General features: G+C 66.2%; 17 protein-coding genes. 9 read left to right on the top strand and 8 right to left on the bottom strand.

Annotated features, from left to right (window positions below):
* Window positions 1–6: 6 nt before the first annotated feature.
* The 5 genes from AC1DCZ_RS04655 to AC1DCZ_RS04635 form a co-directional block, all read right to left on the bottom strand.
* Window positions 7–1,455: a CpaF family protein gene (locus AC1DCZ_RS04655; RefSeq protein ID WP_476973579.1), complete on the bottom strand. Its 1,449-nt coding sequence runs from the start codon at window positions 1,453–1,455 to the stop codon at window positions 7–9.
* Window positions 1,452–2,645 (bottom strand): CpaE/TadZ family protein, encoded by a 1,194-nt coding sequence (locus AC1DCZ_RS04650; RefSeq protein WP_476973578.1) that lies wholly within the window; start codon window positions 2,643–2,645, stop codon window positions 1,452–1,454. The genes AC1DCZ_RS04655 and AC1DCZ_RS04650 overlap by 4 nt, the downstream gene beginning before the upstream one ends.
* Window positions 2,642–3,370: a Flp pilus assembly protein CpaB gene (gene cpaB / locus AC1DCZ_RS04645; RefSeq protein ID WP_476973577.1), complete on the bottom strand. Its 729-nt coding sequence runs from the start codon at window positions 3,368–3,370 to the stop codon at window positions 2,642–2,644. Before cpaB ends, AC1DCZ_RS04650 begins: the two co-directional genes overlap by 4 nt.
* A gap of 148 nt (window positions 3,371–3,518) precedes the next feature.
* A complete protein-coding gene (locus AC1DCZ_RS04640) occupies window positions 3,519–3,725 on the bottom strand; it encodes a Flp family type IVb pilin (protein WP_476973576.1) in 207 nt (68 codons plus the stop codon).
* Between the two features lie 269 nt (window positions 3,726–3,994).
* Entirely contained in the window at window positions 3,995–4,696 is a 702-nt protein-coding gene (locus tag AC1DCZ_RS04635) for a prepilin peptidase (protein ID WP_476973575.1), read from the bottom strand.
* Window positions 4,697–5,014: 318 nt separating this feature from the next.
* Between AC1DCZ_RS04635 and rplM the strand changes: the two genes are divergently transcribed.
* From rplM to glmM, 3 genes are all read left to right on the top strand, one after another.
* On the top strand, window positions 5,015–5,458 hold the full coding sequence (rplM, locus tag AC1DCZ_RS04630; protein ID WP_015937805.1) for a 50S ribosomal protein L13: 444 nt from the start codon (window positions 5,015–5,017) through the stop codon (window positions 5,456–5,458).
* Between the two features lie 36 nt (window positions 5,459–5,494).
* Window positions 5,495–6,004 carry a 30S ribosomal protein S9 gene (gene rpsI / locus AC1DCZ_RS04625; RefSeq protein WP_476894054.1) on the top strand — a complete coding sequence of 170 codons (510 nt, stop codon included), beginning with the start codon at window positions 5,495–5,497 and terminating at the stop codon, window positions 6,002–6,004.
* 258 nt (window positions 6,005–6,262) lie between these two features.
* Window positions 6,263–7,624 carry a phosphoglucosamine mutase gene (gene glmM / locus AC1DCZ_RS04620; protein ID WP_476973574.1) on the top strand — a complete coding sequence of 454 codons (1,362 nt, stop codon included), beginning with the start codon at window positions 6,263–6,265 and terminating at the stop codon, window positions 7,622–7,624.
* Window positions 7,625–7,727: 103 nt separating this feature from the next.
* Here the strand turns inward: glmM and mscL are convergent, their stop codons facing one another.
* From mscL to coaA, 3 genes are all read right to left on the bottom strand, one after another.
* Entirely contained in the window at window positions 7,728–8,132 is a 405-nt protein-coding gene (mscL, locus tag AC1DCZ_RS04615) for a large conductance mechanosensitive channel protein MscL (RefSeq protein WP_476973573.1), read from the bottom strand.
* Between the two features lie 208 nt (window positions 8,133–8,340).
* Window positions 8,341–8,907 (bottom strand): M15 family metallopeptidase, encoded by a 567-nt coding sequence (locus AC1DCZ_RS04610; protein ID WP_476973572.1) that lies wholly within the window; start codon window positions 8,905–8,907, stop codon window positions 8,341–8,343.
* Between the two features lie 386 nt (window positions 8,908–9,293).
* Window positions 9,294–10,259, bottom strand: a complete 966-nt coding sequence (coaA, locus tag AC1DCZ_RS04605; protein ID WP_476973571.1) for a type I pantothenate kinase — start codon at window positions 10,257–10,259, stop codon at window positions 9,294–9,296.
* Window positions 10,260–10,417: 158 nt separating this feature from the next.
* Here coaA and glmS point away from each other — a divergent pair, with 158 nt between their 5' ends.
* From glmS to treZ, 6 genes are all read left to right on the top strand, one after another.
* On the top strand, window positions 10,418–12,310 hold the full coding sequence (gene glmS / locus AC1DCZ_RS04600; RefSeq protein ID WP_476973570.1) for a glutamine--fructose-6-phosphate transaminase (isomerizing): 1,893 nt from the start codon (window positions 10,418–10,420) through the stop codon (window positions 12,308–12,310).
* Window positions 12,311–12,314: 4 nt separating this feature from the next.
* On the top strand, window positions 12,315–12,662 hold the full coding sequence (locus AC1DCZ_RS04595) for a holo-ACP synthase (RefSeq protein WP_011692749.1): 348 nt from the start codon (window positions 12,315–12,317) through the stop codon (window positions 12,660–12,662).
* A gap of 79 nt (window positions 12,663–12,741) precedes the next feature.
* On the top strand, window positions 12,742–14,268 hold the full coding sequence (locus AC1DCZ_RS04590; protein WP_476973569.1) for an NAD(P)H-hydrate epimerase: 1,527 nt from the start codon (window positions 12,742–12,744) through the stop codon (window positions 14,266–14,268).
* An 89-nt stretch (window positions 14,269–14,357) separates the two neighbouring features.
* A complete protein-coding gene (gene glgX, locus AC1DCZ_RS04585) occupies window positions 14,358–16,739 on the top strand; it encodes a glycogen debranching protein GlgX (protein ID WP_476973568.1) in 2,382 nt (793 codons plus the stop codon).
* Window positions 16,736–19,069: a malto-oligosyltrehalose synthase gene (gene treY, locus AC1DCZ_RS04580; protein ID WP_476973567.1), complete on the top strand. Its 2,334-nt coding sequence runs from the start codon at window positions 16,736–16,738 to the stop codon at window positions 19,067–19,069. The genes glgX and treY overlap by 4 nt, the downstream gene beginning before the upstream one ends.
* Before the next feature lie 32 nt (window positions 19,070–19,101).
* Window positions 19,102–20,901, top strand: coding sequence for a malto-oligosyltrehalose trehalohydrolase (gene treZ, locus AC1DCZ_RS04575; protein ID WP_476973566.1), 1,800 nt, complete (start codon window positions 19,102–19,104; stop codon window positions 20,899–20,901).
* Window positions 20,902–20,906: the final 5 nt, after the last annotated feature.

Genomic DNA, 20,906 nt, shown 5'->3' with positions numbered 1-20,906 from the left:
CGGGTCTCACCGTCCCGACTTGTGGGGCGCGGGGAAGAAGATTTCGACGGGAACGCTGATTCCAAGGTCGGCGAATCGTTCCACGAAGCGCGGGCGGACACCTGTGGGAACGGGTTTGCCGATGAACCGACCATCCTGGTCAATGCCGGCCGCGTAGTCGAAGACGAAAGCGTCCTGCAATGTCACGACGTCCCCCTCCATGCCCAGGACTTCGGTGATGTGGGTGACCCGGCGCGTCCCGTCTTTCAGCCTGCTCAGCTGAACGATCAGGTGGACTGCGCTGGCGATTTGTTCGCGGATGGCCCGCAGTGGAAGATCCATCCCAGCCATGAGAACGAGGGTCTCCATGCGGGCTATTGCATCCCGGGGCGAGTTTGAGTGGACTGTGGAGATGGAACCGTCATGGCCGGTGTTCATGGCTTGGAGCATGTCCAGGGCTTCTCCGCCGCGGACTTCGCCAACCACGATCCTGTCCGGCCGCATGCGCAGGGAATTCCGCACGAGTTCGCGGATGCCAACGGCGCCCCGGCCTTCAACGTTTTCCGGCCGGCTTTCCAGACGGACCACGTGCTCCTGCTGCAGTTGAAGCTCCACAGCGTCTTCGATGGTGACGATGCGTTCGTCGTCAGGAATGAACGAGGACAGAACGTTGAGCAGTGTGGTCTTTCCCGTGCCGGTACCGCCGGAGACGATGATGTTCAGGCGTGCCTGGACACATGCGTGGAGCAACTGTGCCATGGCCGGTGAAATGGAGTCGAACCTGATCAGGTCCTCGACGGTCAGTGGTACGGCGGAGAACTTTCGAATTGTTAACGATGGACCGTCCACGGCGAGGGGCGGGATCACGGCATTGACCCGTGAGCCGTCCTGCAGCCGGGCATCGACCAGCGGCGAGGACTCGTCAATTCGACGCCCAACCCTTGAAACAATCCTCTCGATGACCCTGCGCAGGTGGGCATCTGAGGTGAACGATGTCCCGGTCAAGTGCAGCCGGCCGCCGCGTTCGACGTAGATCCGCTCAGCGCCGTTGACCATGATTTCCGTGACGAGCGGGTCGTCCAGAAGCCGCTGGAGCGGCCCGAGACCCAGGATTTCGTCAACGATCTCGCGGACCAGGCGCCGTCGTTCCTCGGGTGTCAGGGGAACCTGTTCGTCATCGATGAACGCTCCAAGGGCCTCGCGGACCATGCGCCGTACATCACCTTCATCGAGGCTGCTGTCAGTGATCCGGCTGCCAAGGCGGGCCGTCAGTTCTTCGGCCGCGCGCTTCTTGATCCCGGCCAGGGCGTCCGACGTGGCAGTTTGGGGTGCTTTGGCCAGGGTTCCCAAGAGCTGGCCGCTGGCGGGTTCGGCTGTCGGGGAAACGGAAACCGGGGGGGCACCGGCCGGATTGACCGCCTCCGCCGGGCTCGCCGTGGTCATTCGGGCGGCTTGAAGTCGATCAACGAGACTCATGGCTTTTCGTCCCTTCGGTGCGCGTTCTTACTGGCGGGTGTTGACGAATTCGGGCCGAAAAGCGCTATCAGGTTCCTCAACCCTTTCAGGGCAGGATCCCGCCGGTTTTCCTGGAGCAGTGGTACCCCGGCGTTGGTTGAAAACGGCAATGTGCGGGACCACGGCAGGATGATGTCGACTGGCAGCCCAACTGTGGCTTCCACGTCCTGGACAGTTAGTCCGCTGCGCTTGTCGGCGAAGTTGAGGACAATCGTGTTGGACGGGGGCATCAGATCAAGTTGCCGCAGCACCTCCAGTCCGTGGTTGAGGCCACGGATGCTGGGAATGTCCATCCCGCAAACCCAGACGCCGTCTGTAGCCAGTTCCAGGACCGCCAGGACCTCTTCCCCGAGACCCGGCGCCGTATCCAAAATGACGTAAGGGAATTCCAGCGAGAGCTGGTTGATGAGGGTCGTCACGTGCGCGGGCTTGATGAGGTCCGCTTCCGCCGGCCGCCGTGGCGCACACATGGCATAGGCCCCCGACGGATGCCGGCTAAGGAAGGCCTTGAGCACCATTGCGTCACTCGACGCTGCACCCGTCACTGCGTCATTGATGGTGTACTGGGGCTCCAGGCCCAGCCCCGAGGCTACGTCGCCGAATTGAAGGTCGAGATCGACAATGACCGCACCCATCGGGGCCAGTTTGGCCAGTCCAATGGCCAGGTTGGTGGCAACGGTGGTCTTCCCGACTCCTCCCTTCGGGGACATCACGGAGATGACCCGCCCGCGGACGCCTTTCTGGCCCGCCTCGTCGAAGGCAAGCTGCTTGCGGCTCCTGGACGTTTCGGCAGCGCGTTCCAACGCGGCACGCAGCCGTCCTGCCTCCGTGTCCGGCGGCAGGACATCGCGGATGCCGGACCGCATGGCGGCCAGCATGAGCTCCGGTGCCGCATTTGCCACCAGCACGAGCACCATATCCGGGAACGCGTGCTCGAGGCCTGCCGCCATGACCAGCATCTGTTCTGTCCTGATGTCGGGGCCAAAAACCATCACATCGACGGCCCCGCCCAGGTTTCGGGCCAGCAAGTGGTCCGGGCTGCCGCCCGCGGCTTCAGATGCAAGGACCTGAACCTCGTGCGCGTTTCCCAGGGCCGTGGCGACGTGGCGCTCGAACTCCGCTGATGAGGTCAGGACCAGGAAGCGGCTCATTGGAAGATCCCGTTGGTAGTGACGGCCGTGCGTACGCTGGCCGGAGTTTTCAATGTCTGCTTGGTCAACCAGATATTGCCGACGCGGGCACTGAGAATGATTTTTGCCGAGTCGGTCGAATTGCGGGCCAGGGTGACGAACGACGAGCCGCTTGGGACGGCTGAGGTCCCTTTGTCTCCGCTTCCACCACTGGGCGCGGCCTGCTGGACAGCCGTAACGAGTACTTTGTCGAAAACCAGTTGGGTGCTGGCCTGCTGGGGCGACGCCGGGTCTGTTTGAGTGACGTACAGCCCCACCAGGTCTCCTGCACGGAGGGTGCCGCCGACTACGCTTTCCGGCGGCAGGAGGATCGTGACTTCCTGCATTCCATCAGGAACTTCAACGGCTCCCGGAGTGGTTTGTTGTGACGGGTCGACCAGGCGGCTCGCAAGCACCTGTTCCCCGGGTTCCAGCGCAACGGACGTGACCTGCCCGCCGGAACCGTCAAGCGATGTCAGGGCGCCGTCGGCTTTCGCCGCTCCCGGGACGGACCGGACCCGAACATGGGATGCCAGGTCTTCCACCCTGGTTCCGGCCGGAACCGGCGTGTCGACGACGACAACATCAACAGGATCGAGCGATTCCTGTGCGCGGCGGTCGGCATTTGACACGTAGTTAACCAGCATCAAAGTGCCGGCGATTGCCAGTACGAGCGCAGCTAGCCCTGCGAATAAACGCGATTTCATGATTGTTTCCTCACCTCTTCGTACAGCTCAACAATGCGCGGACGCACGTTGTGGCGTCAGGCTGGATGTGGTTCCCGGGCCGGGAACGACTCTGCCGGCTGTCCCTCATATGGCGGACAGCCGGCAGGGCAGCGGGCGGTGAGGCTGCTTATCGGACCGTGGTGAGCTGGGTCGTGACGTTGGTGAAGACAGTTTTGAGGCTGGTGCCGAAGAGGGCGACCGCGCCGATGATGACGACTGCGATCAGCGCCACCATGATTCCGTATTCAACGGCGGTGGCGCCTTTCTCTTCACCAGTGAACTTGTCCTTTACGCCGGCGACGAAAGCAATCATTGAGACCATGAGACCAGTCATTTCAATTTCCTTTTCAAGAGTTAGCGAATAAAGAACGAATTTCCAGCAAATCCCCTTTGCTTATTCGCTGGAGTTCCGTTGGGACAACATTTGCACGGCCGTTATCAGCGGCGCAACGAAGGGGGATACTCGACTTTTTGGAAGGGAAATGAGGCACCACCTGCCCCTAAATAGGACGTGTACTCAGTTTCCAAGTAGGAGGAGGGCTCGACTACTTGGTTTCGTAAGCCGTCTTACTGAATTCGCACCCGCGAATGGCGCAGGCCCACCTAGGGCAGCAGCAGGACGACGGCCAGTCCCGCAGCCAGCATCGAGGGCCCGTAGGGCACTTCCTTCGGCTTGTTTCCGCGGTTTTTGAGGATGAGAAGCAGGGAAACGACGCCACCCGCGACGAACCCCAGGGCTCCGCCGTAAAACAAGTGCGTCCAGCCTAAGTACCCCAAGTACAGGCCAAGCGGCGCTGCAAGCTTGACATCTCCCATTCCGAGGCCGTTTCGGCTGGTCAGCGCCATAAAGAGATACAAAACGAACAAAATTGACGCGCCGGCCATCCCCCGCAGCAGGTTTCCGGGCTCCCCTGACACCCCCGCGGCTGCCCCCAGCAGAACCAGCCCGGCCCCGAGTAGGGGCAGGACTATCCGGTCGGGCAGCAGGTGGTGGAGCAGGTCGATCCGCGCCAGCTGGACGCCGGCCACGGCCAGCGCGAGATATGCGGGAAGCTCGGGCGAGGGACCGAAGCGCCAGGCAAGGAGGGAGGAGAGCGCTAAGGTGGCAGCCGCCGTCGTGGTCCTGCTGCGTACCGTCAAAGCTCCGTCGATGCGGGGGAGGGTGCGCCGTAGGAGAAGTTCGGCCATCAGGGACAGGCATGCGCCAAAGAAGCCCACACCGGCTATGAAGAATGCCCCCGGAAGAGTTCCGGCCGGCGCCGCGAAGAGCAGTGAGACGGTGCCGGCGGCGGCGGGATCGGACACGGTTCCTCCTTAGGATGCGACAGGCCGGCACAGGACGGCATGCGAAACAGCGGGCACGCAGGATGCATCCGGACACCCCATTTTGACCCAGGCGCCCGCAGTCCGCTATTCTTGGTAGTCGTTGTGCGTGTCCTTCTCGATGATGCGTGCCCGCTTGAGAATCCGGTTGCAGGATGACTACTCAACGTGCACATTCGGGACAACAGGATTACTGGTTACATAGAGCCCTCACCTCTGTTCCGGTAGCGCATAGATAGTAGGTGCACCTTCGTGTGGCACCTAAAACAAGAACGCCAGAACAAGAACGAGGCAAACACCGTGCGTACGTACACCCCGAAGCCCGGCGATATCAACCGCCAGTGGCACGTCATTGACGCCACAGACGTTGTCCTTGGTCGTCTCGCCAGCCAGACCGCAATCCTGCTGCGCGGCAAGCACAAGGCCACCTTTGCGTCCCACATGGACATGGGCGACTTCGTCATCATCATCAACGCTGAAAAGGTTGCCCTCACCGGCGCCAAGCTGGAGCAGAAGCGCGCTTACCGCCACTCCGGTTACCCGGGCGGCCTGACCTCCGTCAACTACGCGGAGCTGCTGGAATCCAACCCGGTCCGCGCCGTGGAGAAGGCCATCAAGGGCATGCTCCCCAAGAACTCCCTCGCTGCACAGCAGCTGGGCAAGCTGAAGGTGTACCGCGGTGCAGAGCACCCCCACGCCGCACAGCAGCCCAAGACTTTCGAAATCACCCAGGTCGCCCAGTAGTCCTGGCCACCAACCAACTTTTAATCAAGGAGAATCGTGGCTCAGAACGAAGAACTGACCACCGAGGCCGTTGCGGCCGAGGAAAACCTGACCAGCTACACCTCGGAAAGCGGTCCTGCGGAAGCAGAAGCGCCGAAGAAGGAACGCCCGGCACTCACCGTCGCCGGCGCAGCAGTTGGCCGTCGCAAGGAAGCCGTCGCACGCGTTCGCATCGTGCCCGGCACCGGCAAGTGGACCATCAACGGCCGCGAACTGGCCAACTACTTCCCGAACAAGCTGCACCAGCAGGACGTCAACGAGCCCTTCAAGATCCTCGATCTTGATGGCGCCTACGACGTCATTGCCCGCATCCACGGTGGTGGCATTTCCGGCCAGGCCGGTGCCCTGCGCCTCGGCATCGCCCGTTCACTGAACGAGATCGACACCGAGAACAACCGCGCCACCCTGAAGAAGGCCGGTTACCTGCGCCGTGACGCCCGCGTCATCGAGCGCAAGAAGGCCGGCCTCAAGAAGGCCCGCAAGGCTCAGCAGTACTCCAAGCGCTAAAAATGCGCCTACCCAATCGTCGGCCGCTGACGCGACCGGCGGTTGGGGCCCTCGGCGCTTTTTAGCGCTCGGATCCCCAAGCGCTAATTCTGCTTCCGAAAGCCCGTTCCGCCCTTTGTGGCGGGGCGGGTTTTCGCCGTTTAACCTTCGAAGTTTGGCGAGGTCAAACCCGGATTACGGACTGCATCCCGGCCCGACTCCTGGCCTGCCGGCACAAGGAGGCCCGGCTTTGGCCGCCCATCGACTAAACTTGACCCGATGTCTAGATTATTTGGAACAGATGGAGTCCGGGGCCTGGCGAACGGCCTGCTGACGGCCGAGCTGGCGTTGCAGCTGGCGCAGGCTGCCGCCGTCGTGCTTGGCCATGACCGCAACACCAACGGGACCCGGCCGCGCGCCGTGGTTGCCAGGGACCCGCGCGCCAGCGGAGAGTTCCTCGCGGCCGCCGTGGAAGCCGGCCTGTCCAGCTCCGGGATCGACGTCTACGACGCCGGCGTGCTGCCCACCCCGGCCGCCGCGTACCTCGTCGCCGACCTCGACGCTGACTTCGGCGTCATGATCTCCGCGTCCCACAACCCCGCGCCGGACAACGGCATCAAGTTCTTTGCCCGCGGCGGGCAGAAACTCCCCGACGACGTCGAGGACTCCATTGAGGAGCAGCTCGGCAAGGAACCGCACCGGCCCGTCGGCGGCGAGGTCGGACGGATCCAGCGTTTCTCCGACGCCGAGGACCGTTACATCGTGCACCTGCTCGGGACGCTTCCGCACCGCTTGGACGGCCTGAAAGTAGTCCTCGACTGTGCCCACGGCGCAGCCAGCGGGTGCTCCCCGCAGGTGTTCAAGGACGCCGGCGCCGACGTCATCGTGATCGGCGCCGAACCGGACGGACTGAACATCAACGAGGGCGTCGGCTCAACGCACCTTGGCCCGCTCAAGCGCGCCGTCCTGGAACAGGGTGCGGACCTTGGCATTGCCCACGACGGCGACGCCGACCGCTGCCTGGCCGTGGACCACGAGGGCAACGAGGTCGACGGCGACGAGATCATGGCCATCCTCGCTGTGGCCCTCAAGGCATCCGGCAAACTCAAGGACGATGTCCTGGTGGCCACCGTGATGAGCAACCTTGGACTAAAGATTGCCCTCCGCGAGGCCGGAATCAGCCTGCGCGAAACGGGCGTGGGCGACCGCTATGTGCTGGAGGAAATGCGCGACGGCGGCTTCAACCTCGGCGGCGAACAGTCCGGACACGTGATCTTTGCCGACCACGCCACGACCGGCGACGGCGTCCTGACAGGACTGCAGCTTGCTGCCCAGGTCGCCCTCACCGGCCGGCCCCTGAAGGAACTCGCGAAAGTCATGACCAAGCTTCCCCAGGTGCTCATCAACGTCAAAGGCGTGGACCGCACCCGGGTGAAGGGCGACGAGGCCGTGGCGGAGGCTGTGGCCATCGCCGAAACCGAACTCGGTGACACGGGCCGCGTGCTGCTTCGCCCCTCCGGGACCGAACCCGTGGTGCGTGTGATGGTCGAAGCCGGAGACCACGACACTGCCCAGGATGTGGCGGAACGCCTCGCCCAGGTGGTCCGGACCGAGCTCGCGCTGGCGCTCGTTTCGGACTAGCGTTCCGCACGGACCCCCAGGCCCACGCAGCAGGAAAAGCGGCCCGCCTCCATCGGAGGCGGGCCGCTTTTCCCTTAGTTTTTCCTGTCCGTAAAGTCGCAGCTCAGGGACGGGACTGTTGGAGCGAGTCACGGATTTCGGTCAGCAGGGCGATTTGCGGATCCTCCGCGGCTTCTTCCTTGACGTCCTGGTTGATGCCGAGGCGGCGGTTGCGCCGTTCAATCAAGTGGTTCATCGGCATCACGACCACGAAATAGATGGCGGCTGCGATCAGGAGGAAGTTGACGATCGCCGTCAACAAGACGCCAAACTTAATATCGTTTCCATTGAGGGTTACGACGGCAAAGCGGTCGAAGTTGGGCGAACCAACCAGGCCGGCGATGAACGGCATGAGGACGCTCTGGACTAGTGCCGTTACGACGGCACCGAAAGCGGCGCCGATAACGACTGCGACGGCAAGGTCTACGACGTTGCCCTTGAGGATGAAGTTCTTGAACCCGGTCAGCATGCGGCCCAATGTATCCCACCTGTGCGCAGAGCCATATGACGGCAGCGTTAATTTTCGTATTGCGACGGAAGAGCCCGGGTACGCCGGTTGTCCGCGAGTCCGCCCAGTTTCCCCACATATCCCCGGTCCGGCCGGGGTGTCGGCCGATTACGCCGGAGTGTCCCGTCGTCCTGGTGGCAAAAGTGGTGAAAGTCCGCGCGGACCTGCGCTACAGGTAGGCCGGCGCGGCCTCCAGGCCGAAGTACTCCTCCAAGGTCCCGATTCCGCGGTTTGTCATATCCGTCGCCGCCTCGGTGCCGATGTAACGCAGATGCCAGGGCTCGTAGTAGTAGCCGGTGATCCCGTGGAGGTTCCACGGGTAGCGGACCACGAACCCGAAGCGGTGGGCATTCGCCTCGGCCCATACCGCCGCCGGCTGCTCCGCGAAGCAGGGCTGGAAACTGCAGGCCCCGCCGCCGTCGCCGATGTCGAAGGACCAGCCCGTCTGGTGCTCCGAATAGCCCGGTCGGGCCGAAGCAGTGTCGGCCTCGGCCTGCCCCCGGGTGTTCACGTAGTTGCCGTACGTGCTGGTCTGCGTCGCGTAGGAGCGGTATCCGCTGGCCAGGGTCAGTCTCACGCCGTCCGCGGCTGCGGCCGCGAACATCTTCTCCGCTGCTGCCGCCGTGGTGCTGTTCAACAGCGACGCTTCGCCGGACGTTGCCAGCCGGATGGCCGGGCGGACGAGGTCCGGCGGCACGAAGTCGGCGGGGGAGAGCGCCCGGTGCTTGTTGACCACCACCCACGGGCTGGTGGGGTCGGTATGTGAATGCTGTGGCCCGGGGGCGGTCGCCGACGGCGCCGCTCCTGGCGGGGCGCTGGCAGGCGCCGGTCCAGGCGTCGCCCCCGCGGTCGCCCCCGGCGTCGTGCCCGGGACAGGGGACGCGGATGCGGACGGTGACGGGGCGGCGGTGGAGGGTGAGGACGCGGCCGGGCCGGGGGCGGACGACGGCGGCGGGGGAGTGGCCGGCGTGCACGCTGTAAGGGCGGCCAGGCCGGCCCCGGCTGCGAGGAAACGGCTGAAGGCCCGCCGGCTGGGGGCCTCGGGCGGGGCCGTCCGCCGTTCCGCCTGCCCTGAAGGTCCCTCCGCCTGCCGCCTGCCGGCACCGTCGTGGCACATGTGTGCTACACCTTCCTCAGCAACATCCGCCGGATGGAGTGATCCGCATCCTTGGTCAGGACCAGCTGTGCGCGGCCCCTGGTCGGGAGGACGTTCTCCTCCAGGTTGGGTTCGTTGATGCGCTTCCAGATGTCGCGGGCGGTCTGTTCTGCCTCGGCATCGGAGAGGGTGGCGTAGCGGTGGAAGTAGGATTCCGGCTGCGCAAAGGCCGTGGTCCGCAGCTTGCGGAAACGGTCGACGTACCACTCCTCGATATAGGAGGTCTTGGCATCAACGTAGATCGAGAAGTCGAAGAAATCGCTCAGTGCCAGGCCCTGCCGGCCGTCCTGGCGCGGCCGCGCGGGGGCCAGGACGTTCAATCCCTCAACAATGAGCACGTCCGGGCGGCGGACGACCACTTCCCTGCCCGGCACGATGTCATACGTCACGTGGGAGTACCAGGGAGCCCGGACTTCCTCCGCGCCGCCTTTGATTTCGCTCACAAACCGCAGCAGCGCGCGGCGGTCGTAGGACTCCGGAAAACCCTTGCGTTCGAGCAGTTGCCGGCGTTTGAGTTCAGCCAGCGGATAGAGGAAGCCGTCCGTGGTAATAAGTTCCACATTCGGCGTGCCCGGCCAGCGCCGGAGCATCTCCCGGAGCACACGCGCGATTGTTGACTTGCCCACGGCCACCGAACCGGCGACGCCGATCACGAACGGCGTGCGCTGGGTCTGCTCGCCGAGGAAGGTAGTGGTTGCCGCATGAAGCTGGCCGGCGGCCTCCACATAGAGGTGCAGGAGCCGGGACAGGGGAAGGTAGACCTCGCGCACTTCCTTCATGTCGAGGGGATCGCCCAGGCCCCGCAGGCGGACCACGTCCTCTTCATTGAGGGGCTGCTCCATCTGGGCAGCGAGCCGGGACCAGGTCTGCCGGTCCAGCTCTACGAACGGGGAGACGCCGTCGCCGTTCGCTTCATTGCGTTGCAAAGTCACCCTAGAGATTCTGCCCTTCGCACCGCCGAGAGCGAAATGGACAGGCCGGGGGCAGCCCTGCCGGGATGGGGGCGCGGCGGGGCCCGGAGCGGGCCGCAGCGCGTCAAACCGGGCTGGTTCGACGCCCTCCGTCCGGGAAACCCGCTAGGCTTAGAACCATGTGTGGAATCGTTGGATATGTGGGCCACTCAGCTGGCCGGGTAAATACTGGACACAATGCCTTGGATGTCGTCCTTGAAGGATTGCGGCGCCTGGAGTACCGCGGCTACGACTCCGCCGGAATCGCGGTCGTGGCTGACGGGACGATTTCGTCCCGCAAGAAGTCCGGCAAACTCAGCAACCTGATCGCGGAGCTGGAGGTCAACCCCCTGCCCGCGTCCCTGACCGGCATCGGCCACACCCGCTGGGCCACCCACGGCGGCCCGACCGACCAGAACGCGCACCCGCACCTGTCCGACGACGGCAAGCTGGCGCTGATCCACAACGGCATCATTGAAAACTTTGCAGAACTCAAGCTCGAGCTGCTGCGCAAGGGCGTAACGTTCCGCTCCGAGACGGACACCGAAGTGGCGGCCGCGCTGCTGGGAGACATCTACCGGAACCAGCTGGGCGGGGACAGCTCCAAGGGCGGCCTGACCAAGGCCATGCAGCTTGCCTGCCAGCGGCTCGAGGGCGCCTTCACGCTGCTCGCCGTGCACGCCGACCAGCCGGACGTCGTGGTGGCAGCCCGCCGCAACTCCCCGCTCGTTGTCGGCCTGGGCGAGGGCGAGAACTTCCTCGGCTCCGACGTCTCGGGCTTCATTGACTACACCCGCCGGGCGGTGGAGCTGGGCCAGGACCAGATCGTCACCATCACGGCAGACTCTGTGGAGATCACGGACTTCTACGGTGCCCCGGCCGAAGGCAAGGAATACCACGTCAACTGGGATCCGGCCTCTGCGGAGAAGGGCGGCTTCCCGTCCTTCATGGAGAAGGAGATCCACGACCAGCCCGATGCCGTGCTCCAGACCCTCCTGGGCCGGTCCGACATCCACGGCAAACTGACGCTTGATGAGCTCCGGATCGATCCAGAGCTGCTCAAGAGCGTGGACAAGATCATCGTCCTGGCCTGCGGAACGTCCGCTTACGCCGGCCAGGTGGCGAAGTACGCCATCGAGCACTGGTGCCGGATCCCCACGGAGGTCGAGCTCTCGCACGAATTCCGTTACCGCGACCCGATCGTCGACGCGAACACCTTGATCGTGTCCATCTCCCAGTCCGGCGAGACCATGGACACCCTCATGGCCGTCCGGTACGCCAAGGAGCAGGGCGCCAAGACGGTCTCGATCTGCAACACCAACGGCTCCACCATCCCGCGCGAATCCGATGCCGTTCTCTACACGCACGCCGGACCCGAGATCGCGGTCGCCTCCACCAAGGCGTTCCTGGCACAGATCACGGCCGCCTACCTCCTGGGCCTGTATTTGGCACAGCTGCGCGGAAACAAGTTCCAGGGCGAGATCAAGGACATCCTGGCGGACCTGGGCAAGATTCCGGCCAAGATCCAGCAGATCCTCGACAACGAAGGCCAGATCAAAGAACTCGGCACGGCTATGGCCAACGCCAAGTCCGTGCTGTTCCTGGGCCGCCATGTCGGCTTCCCGGTGGCCATGGAAGGCGCGCTCAAACTCAAGGAACTCGCCTACATCCACGCCGAAGGCTTCGCGGCCGGTGAACTCAAGCACGGCCCGATCGCGCTGATCGAAGAAGGACAGCCCGTCTTCGTCGTCGTCCCCTCACCCCGGGGCCGCGACTCGCTGCACGCCAAGGTCGTCTCGAACATCCAGGAAGTCCGGGCGCGCGGCGCCAACACCATCGTGATCGCCGAAGAGGGCGACGAGGCCGTCAAGGCCTACGCCGAGCACGTCTTCTACATTCCGGAGACGCCCACGCTGCTGGCACCGTTGCTCAGCACGGTCCCGCTGCAGATCTTCGCCCTCGCACTTGCCTCCGCCAAGGGTTACGACGTGGATCAGCCTCGTAACCTGGCCAAGAGCGTGACCGTAGAATAACGCCATGATCGTTGGCATTGGCGTAGACGTCGTAGACATAGAACGGTTCGGCCGGCAGCTGGAGCGCACCCCCGGGCTGCGGGACAGGCTGTTCGTCCCTGCAGAGCGCGAACTGAACACGCGGTCCTTGGCAGCCCGCTTCGCGGCCAAGGAAGCCGTAGCCAAGGTGCTGGGGGCCCCGGCCGGCATGAACTGGCAGGACTGCTGGATCGGCCTGGACCAGAACGGCCCCACCATCCAGGTCAAGGGCACCGTGCTGGCTGTGGCGGAATCGAAGGGCGTCAAGCGGTGGCACCTTTCAATGAGCCACGACGGCGGCATCGCCACCGCGACCGTCCTCGCCGAAGGCTGAACAGGACGCAGCCTGGCAAAACCCGCCCTGAAGAGCACCGGATTTCCCGCAGCGACTGCACCGCGAATGGACTGAAACCATGATCAGCGCCTACACCGGAACCCAGATACGGCAAGCCGAGAAGCCATTTCTCGACGACGCCCTCGGTTCCGGTGCGGGCGCTGTTCTCATGCAGCGGGCCGCCTACGGCCTCGCCAACACCGTGATCGGCGAGCTGCGCCGCCGCGGCCGGCGCGTCTACGGCTCCAGCGTCGCAGTGCTGGCGGGCAAGGGCAACAACGGCGGCGACGGACTCTTCGCGGCTGCGCTGCTGGCCGGGCGCGGCATGCGGGCCACAGCGGTGCTGACCGCAGATGTCGCACACGACGCCGGGCTCGCCGCGTTCCGGAGGTCCGGCGGGCACGCCGTGGCCCTGGCGGCGGACAATGTCGCGGAGCTGGCGGCGGTTGCCGCAGGCGCCGACGTCGTGATTGACGCGATCCTTGGAACAGGAGCCCAGGGCGGGCTGCGCGGGCCGGCCGCCGCGTTGGTTGAGGCTCTGGCGGGCACCAGGCCGGCACTGGTGGTGGCCTGCGACATTCCAAGCGGGGTCGACGCGGACACGGGGGAGGCGCACGCGCCCGTGCTGGGCGCCGACGTGACCGTGACCTTCGGCGCCGCCAAAGCAGGCCTCCTCGCCGACCCCGGTGCTGGCTTCGCCGGCAGTGTGCGGGTCATCCCGATCGGGATCGCGGCCGCCCTGCCGGAGCCCGCGCTGCGCCGGCTCGAAGCGGAGGACCTCTCCCGCTTCCTGCCGCACCCCGCCCGACGTTCCCACAAATACTCCCGCGGCGTCCTCGGCGTGGTCGCAGGCTCGCAGCGGTACCCCGGTGCGGCGGTGCTGGCCTGCAAAGGCGCCCTGGCCGCCGGCGTCGGGATGGTGCGCTACCTAGGCCCGCCGGCCGTCGCGCACCTGGTCCGGCAGTCCTGCCCCGAAGTGGTCTGCGGCCCGGAAGGCGCCGCGGAGACCCACGTCCAGGCCTGGCTCCTGGGTCCCGGCATTGACGAGGGCGCCCACGATCAGCTCCAGCGCGTCCGCGACGCCGCGGCCGCCGGGCTTCCCACGGTGGCCGACGCCGGCGCGCTGGCCGCCCTGCCGCACGTCCTGGCCCCCCACGTTGTCCTGACACCGCACGCCGGCGAACTCGCCGCCCTTCTGGCGAGGTACGGTGCCGTGCCGGGACGGGACGCGGTGGAGGATGCCACGCTCGCCGCGGCCCGGGAGGGAGCCGCGCTGACCGGGGCCACTGTCCTGCTCAAAGGTGCCACGACCCTCGTCGCGGCCCCGTCCGGGGCCGTCTTTAGCCAGGCCGACGCCACGCCGTGGATGGCCGCGGCCGGCAGCGGGGACGTCCTCGCCGGCATCCTGGGGGCGCTGCTGGCACAGCTTTCCGGAAACGACGAGATTTTCGGTGACCACGGAATTGCCCCGGAGGAGCGGTGGGCGGGAATCGCAGCCATGGCCGCTAGCCTGCACGGCCGTGCCGGCAGCCGGGCCTCCGGCGGGGGACCGCTGACGGCCACCGACATTGCCCATGCCGTTCCCGGGGTGATGCGGGAAGTGTAACGAAGAGCTCCGGAACCGCCCCGAGAGGGATGCTAACCCTACTTACAAGTAGTCTGTCTAGAGATTGTCCGCACGCACGAGGAGTACACATGGAAGTCTGGCCCGGATCGGCTTACCCGCTGGGAGCCACTTTTGACGGCACTGGCACCAACTTTGCCCTGTTCAGCGAACTCGCAGACAGGGTGGAACTTTGTCTCCTGGCAGACGATCTCACCGAAACCCGGATCGAGCTCACCGAGGTGGACGGCTACGTGTGGCACTGCTACCTGCCGCAGATCCAGCCCGGGCAGAAGTACGGTTACCGCGTCCACGGCCCGTACGAACCGGACCACGGAAACCGGTTCAACCCCAACAAACTGCTGATGGACCCGTATGCCAAGGCCATCCAGGGCCAGATCGACTGGGATCCGGCGCTGTTCTCCTACAACTTCGGCGATCCCGCGTCCCGCAATGACGCCGACTCGGCCCCGCACACCATGCACGGCGTCGTCATCAACCCGTTCTTCGACTGGGACGGCGACCGCCAGCTGCGCATCCCGTACCACGAGTCCGTCATCTACGAGGCCCACGTCAAGGGCCTGACCGAGCTGCACCCGGACGTCCCGGACGAGCAGCGCGGCACCTACGCGGGCGTGTCCCACCCCGCCGTGATCGAGCACCTCAAGAAGCTCGGGATCACGGCGATCGAGCTCATGCCCGTCCACCAGTTCGTCAACGACGGAACCCTCGTGGAGAAGGGCCTCAACAACTACTGGGGCTACAACACGATCGGCTTCTTCGCGCCGCAGAACACCTACAGCTCCTCCGGCGACGTCGGGCACCAGGTGCAGGAGTTCAAGGCGATGGTGCGCGAGTTGCACAAGGCCGGCATCGAAGTGATCCTTGACGTGGTGTACAACCACACCGCCGAAGGCAACCACCTCGGCCCGACCCTGTCCTTCAAGGGCATCGACAACCAGGCGTACTACCGGCTGGTCGACGGCGACCTGAAGCACTACATGGACTACACCGGCACCGGCAACTCGCTCAACGTCCGGCACCCGCACTCCCTGCAGCTGCTCATGGACTCCCTGCGCTACTGGGTGACGGAAATGCACGTGGACGGGTTCCGCTTCGACCTGGCCTCCACCCTGGCCCGCGAGTTCTACGATGTGGACAAGCTCTCCACCTTCTTCGAACTCATCCAGCAGGACCCGATCGTCTCCCAGGTCAAGCTGATCGCCGAGCCGTGGGACGTGGGCCCCGGCGGCTACCAGGTGGGCAACTTCCCGCCGCAGTGGACCGAGTGGAACGGCAAGTACCGCGACACGGTCCGGGACTTCTGGCGCGGGGAACCGTCCACCCTGGGCGAGTTCGCCTCCCGGCTGACCGGCTCCGCGGACCTGTACGAGAGCTCTGCGCGCCGTCCCGTGGCTTCCATCAACTTCGTCACCGCGCACGACGGCTTCACCATGCGTGACCTCGTGTCCTACAACGAGAAGCACAACGACGCCAACGGCGAAGGCAACAACGACGGCGAATCGCACAACCGGTCCTGGAACTGCGGCGCGGAAGGCGACACCGACGACGACGCCGTCCTGACCCTGCGCGCCCGCCAGCAGCGCAACTTCATCGCCACCCTGCTGCTCTCCCAGGGTGTCCCGATGCTCCTGCACGGCGACGAGCTGGGCCGCACCCAGCAGGGCAACAACAACACCTACTGCCAGGACTCCGAGCTGAGCTGGATCCACTGGGAAGCCATGGACCAGCCCCTCGTGGAGTTCACCGCCGTCGTCAACAAGATCCGCCACGACCACCCCACCTTCCGGCGCAGCCGTTTCTTCGACGGCCGCCCGGTCCGCCGCGGCGAGGGCGAGAAGTTGCCGGACATCGTCTGGCTGAACACCGACGGCAAGGAAATGCTGCCCGAGGACTGGGACAGCGGATTCGGCCGGACCATCGGCGTGTTCTACAACGGCCACGGCATCCAGGAACAGGATTCACGCGGACGCCGGATCACCGACGACAGCTTCCTGCTCGCCTTCAACGCCCACGACGACAACGTCGACTTCCTGCTGCCGGCAGAGGAGTTCACACCGTTCTGGGAAATCCTGGTGGACACCGCCGACCAGGCTGACACGAACGAACCACTCAAGGCCGGATCCGTCCTGAAGCTGGCGGCCAAGTCCCTCGTGGTCCTGCGCGCCTACTCCGGCCCGGAGGTGGAGGTGGACTACTCCGCCGCCGCGTCCCTGGCCGCGATGGCCGAGACCGCCGAAGACGAGACCCCCGCGCCGGCGAAAGCTGCCGAGCCTGCTCCGGTGGAAGAATCTCCCGCTGAGCCGGCGCCGGCGAAAGCCGCCGAGCCTGCGCAGGAAGTCTCCGCACCGGCAGAGACCGGCACGGCCAAGGACTCCGCAAAGGGCGGTGCCAAGGAACCGAAGGCTGCCCCGGGCAAGAAGCCGAGAACCAAGAAGGGACCCGCTTCATGAGGACACCCGTCTCCACGTACCGTTTGCAGATCCGTCCGGGCTTCACGCTCCAGGACGCCGCCGCGACCGTGCCGTACCTGAAATCGCTCGGCGTGGACTGGATCTACCTCTCGCCGATCCTCACCGCCGAGCAGGGCTCGGACCACGGCTATGACGTCACGGACCCCTCCACCGTCGATCCGGACAGGGGCGGCCCCGAGGGGCTGCTCGCCGCGTCCAAAGCTGCACGGGACGCCGGCATGGGGGTGCTCGTTGACATCGTGCCCAACCACGTCGGCGTCGCCACCCCGGCCCAGAACCCGTGGTGGTGGTCCCTCCTGAAAGAGGGCCGGGACTCCCGCTACGCCCAGGCGTTCGACGTCGACTGGGACTTCGGCGGCGGCCGGATCCGGATCCCCGTGCTCGGCGACGATTCCGGTCTGGACGAGCTCGAAATCCGGGACGGGGAACTGCGGTACTACGATCACCGTTTCCCGCTCGCGGCCGGCAGCTACGCCGAGGGCGATGATCCCCGGCAGGTCCACGACCGGCAGCACTACGAGCTGATCGGCTGGCGTCGCGCCGACAACGAACTGAACTACCGCCGGTTCTTCGCCGTCAACACGCTGGCCGGGATCAGGGTGGAAATCCCGGCAGTCTTCGACGAGGCCCACGAGGAGGTTGTCCGCTGGTTCCACGAGGGACTGGTGGACGGCCTGCGGATCGACCACCCGGACGGCCTCGCCGATCCGGAAGGCTACCTCCGCCGGCTGCGGGAGGTCACGGACGGCAGTTACCTGCTGATCGAGAAGATCCTGGAACCGGGAGAGGTGCTCCCCGCCAGCTTCGAGTGCGAAGGAACCACCGGCTACGACGCCCTCGCGGACGTGGACCGGGTGTTTGTCGACGCCGGCGGCCAGGACGCGCTTGATGCGCTCGACACCGAACTGCGCGGCGGCCAGGCCGCCGACTACGAGGACATGATCCGCGGGACCAAGCGCAGGATCACCGACGGGATCCTGCACTCCGAAATGCTCCGCCTGGCCCGGCTCGTGCCGGCCGGGACCGGGCTGGCCGTCGAAGAGGCGGCCGACGCACTCTCGGAAATCATTGCCGCCTTCCCCGTCTACCGCAGTTACCTTCCGGAGGGGGCAGACGTCCTCCGGGAGGCCTGCGAACTCGCCGTCCGCCGCCGGCCCGGGCTAGAGCACGCCGTCGGGCTGCTGGTGCCCCGCCTGCTCGATGCCGGACCCGGGGCCGAAGCGGAGCTGGGGCGCCGGTTCCAGCAGACCTCCGGCATGGTCATGGCCAAGGGCGTGGAGGACACCGCGTTCTTCCGTTACACCCGTCTTGGCACGCTGACCGAGGTCGGAGCCGACCCCACCGAATTCGCCGTCACACCCGAGGAATTCCACGCCAGGATGGCACGCCGCCAGGCTGAACTTCCACTGTCCATGACGACACTCAGCACCCATGACACGAAGCGCAGCGAAGACACCCGGGCGCGGATCTCCGTTCTCGCGGAGCTCGCCCCGGAGTGGAAAGAGACCCTGGAGCGGCTGCAGAAGCTCGCGCCCCTGCCGGACGGGCCGCTGGCCAACCTGCTGTGGCAGGCCATTGCCGGAGCGTGGCCGGCGGACCGGGAGCGCCTGCAGTCCTATGCCCAAAAGGCCGCCCGCGAGGCCGGAAACTCGACCGACTGGTTGGACCCGGACGCGGCCTTCGAGGCGAAGCTGACCGACGCCGTCGACGCCGCCTTCGACAACGCCGACGTGCGCGCCGAACTGGATTCCCTTGTGGCACGGCTGGAGCCTTACGGCGCCTCCAACTCGCTGGGCGCCAAACTCGTCCAGCTCACCATGCCCGGGGTCCCGGACGTCTACCAGGGCACCGAATTCTGGGACCGCTCCCTGACGGACCCTGACAACCGCCGGCCGTTCGACTTCGACGAGCGCCGCAAGGCCCTGGCAGCGCTCGACGCCGGCGACCGTCCGGCGTCGTACCTGGACGACGCGGCAAAACTCCTCGTCACCTCCCGGGCGCTGCGGCTGCGGCGTGACCGCCAGGAGCTGTTCACCGGGTATACGTCCGTCGCCGCTGCGGGCGCGGCGGCCGGGCACCTGCTCGCCTTCGACCGGGGCACCGCGGCTGATCCCGGCGCCGTCACGCTGGCAACCCGCCTTCCGCGCGGGCTGGAACGGCGCGGCGGCTGGCAGGACACCGCGATCGAGCTCGTCACCGCCATGACGGACGAACTGACCGGCAACGCCTTCGGGCCGGGCGCGGTGGAGGTGGGCCAGATCCTTGGCACCTACCCGGTCGCCCTCCTGGTGCCGGCCGAGAAGCACTGAATCGAACCATAGATAAGGAACGGAAAGCTGTCATGACTGTGCCTGCAAACGGAAGCGAACGCTTTGATCTCTGGGCGCCGGAAGCGGGCACGGTCACGCTGCTCGCCGGCGGCCAGGAGCACCCGATGGACCGCCGCGCCGGGGCCGGCGCGGCGGGATGGGACGGCTGGTGGACGGCCGCCGGCGCTCCGGCGTCCGGCGACGTGGACTACGGCTACCTCCTCGACGGGGACACGACGCCGCTGCCTGACCCGCGGTCCCGGCGCCAGCCGGAAGGCGTCCACTCGCTGTCCCGGACCTTCGACGCCGGAAGCCACGAGTGGGCCGACGGCGCGTGGGCGGGACGGGAGCTGGAGGGCTCCGTGATCTACGAGCTGCACCTGGGGACGTTCACGCCCGAAGGAACCCTTGACGCGGCGGCCGGCAAGCTGGCCTACCTGGCGGAACTCGGCGTCGACTTTGTCGAACTCCTGCCCGTCAATGGCTTCAACGGGACCCACAACTGGGGCTACGACGGCGTCCTCTGGTACGCCGTCCACGAAGGCTACGGCGGTCCCGCGGCTTACCAGCGCTTCGTGGACGCCGCCCACGCGGCAGACCTGGGCGTCATCCAGGACGTCGTCTACAACCACCTCGGCCCCAGCGGCAACTACCTGCCGCGTTTCGGACCGTATCTGAAGTCGGGCGAGGGCAACACGTGGGGTGATTCCGTCAACCTGGACGGCGCCGGCTCCGACGTCGTGCGCCGGTACATCCTGGACAACGCCGCCATGTGGCTGCGGGACTACCACGTGGACGGGCTCCGGCTCGACGCCGTGCACGCCTTCAAGGACGAGCGGGCCGTCCACCTCCTGGAGGAGTTCGGGGCCCTCGCCGACGCCGTCTCGGCCGAAACGGGCCGCCCGGCGACCATGATCGCCGAGTCCGACCTGAACAACCCGCGCCTGCTCTACCCGCGCGGGGTGAACGGCTACGGCCTGGCCGGGCAGTGGAGCGACGACTTCCACCACGCCGTCCACGTCAACGTCAGCGGCGAGACCACCGGCTACTACGAGGACTTCAACTCGCTGGGCGCCCTAGCCAAGGTCCTGTCCAAGGGCTTCTTCCACGACGGCAGCTACTCAAGCTTCCGCGGACGGCATCACGGCCGGCCCATCGACGAGTCCCTGGTCCGTCCGGCGGCCCTCGTGGTCTGCAACCAGAACCACGACCAGATCGGCAACCGCGCCACCGGTGACCGACTGTCCCAGACGCTGGGGTACGGGCCCCTCGCGCTCGCCGCCGTCGCCACCCTGACATCCCCGTTCACGCCCATGCTGTTCATGGGCGAGGAATACGGCGCCACCACCCCCTGGCAGTTCTTCACGTCCCACCCGGAACCGGAGCTGGGCAAAGCCACCGCCGAGGGCCGGATCAGGGAATTCGAACGCATGGGGTGGGACCCCGCCGTCGTTCCCGACCCGCAGGACCCGGCGACCTTCACGTGCTCCAAACTCAACTGGTCCGAAGTGGCCGAGGGGGACCACGCCCGCCTTCTGGAGCTTTACCGCGCGCTCATCGCCCTGCGCCGCTCGACGCCGGAGCTCACGGGCCTCGGCTTCGAGGGCACCGAGGTGGACTTCAGCGAAGAGGACCGCTGGCTCCTGCTCCGGCGCGGCCGCACCCAGGTGGCCATGAACTTCTCACCCGAACCCCTGTTGCTCGGCGTCCGGGGCGGCACGATCGCCCTGGCCACCGACGACGCCGTCCGGCTCGACTCTTCCGCAGGGGACGGCGGACAGCTCGAGCTTCCGGGCCATAGCGCCGCCATTCTCACCAATGAGGCAGGATAGAACGT

It is taken from the genome of Arthrobacter sp. 10N418 (genome assembly GCF_056394725.1).
This window is presented reverse-complemented; position numbering and strand designations above follow the sequence as displayed.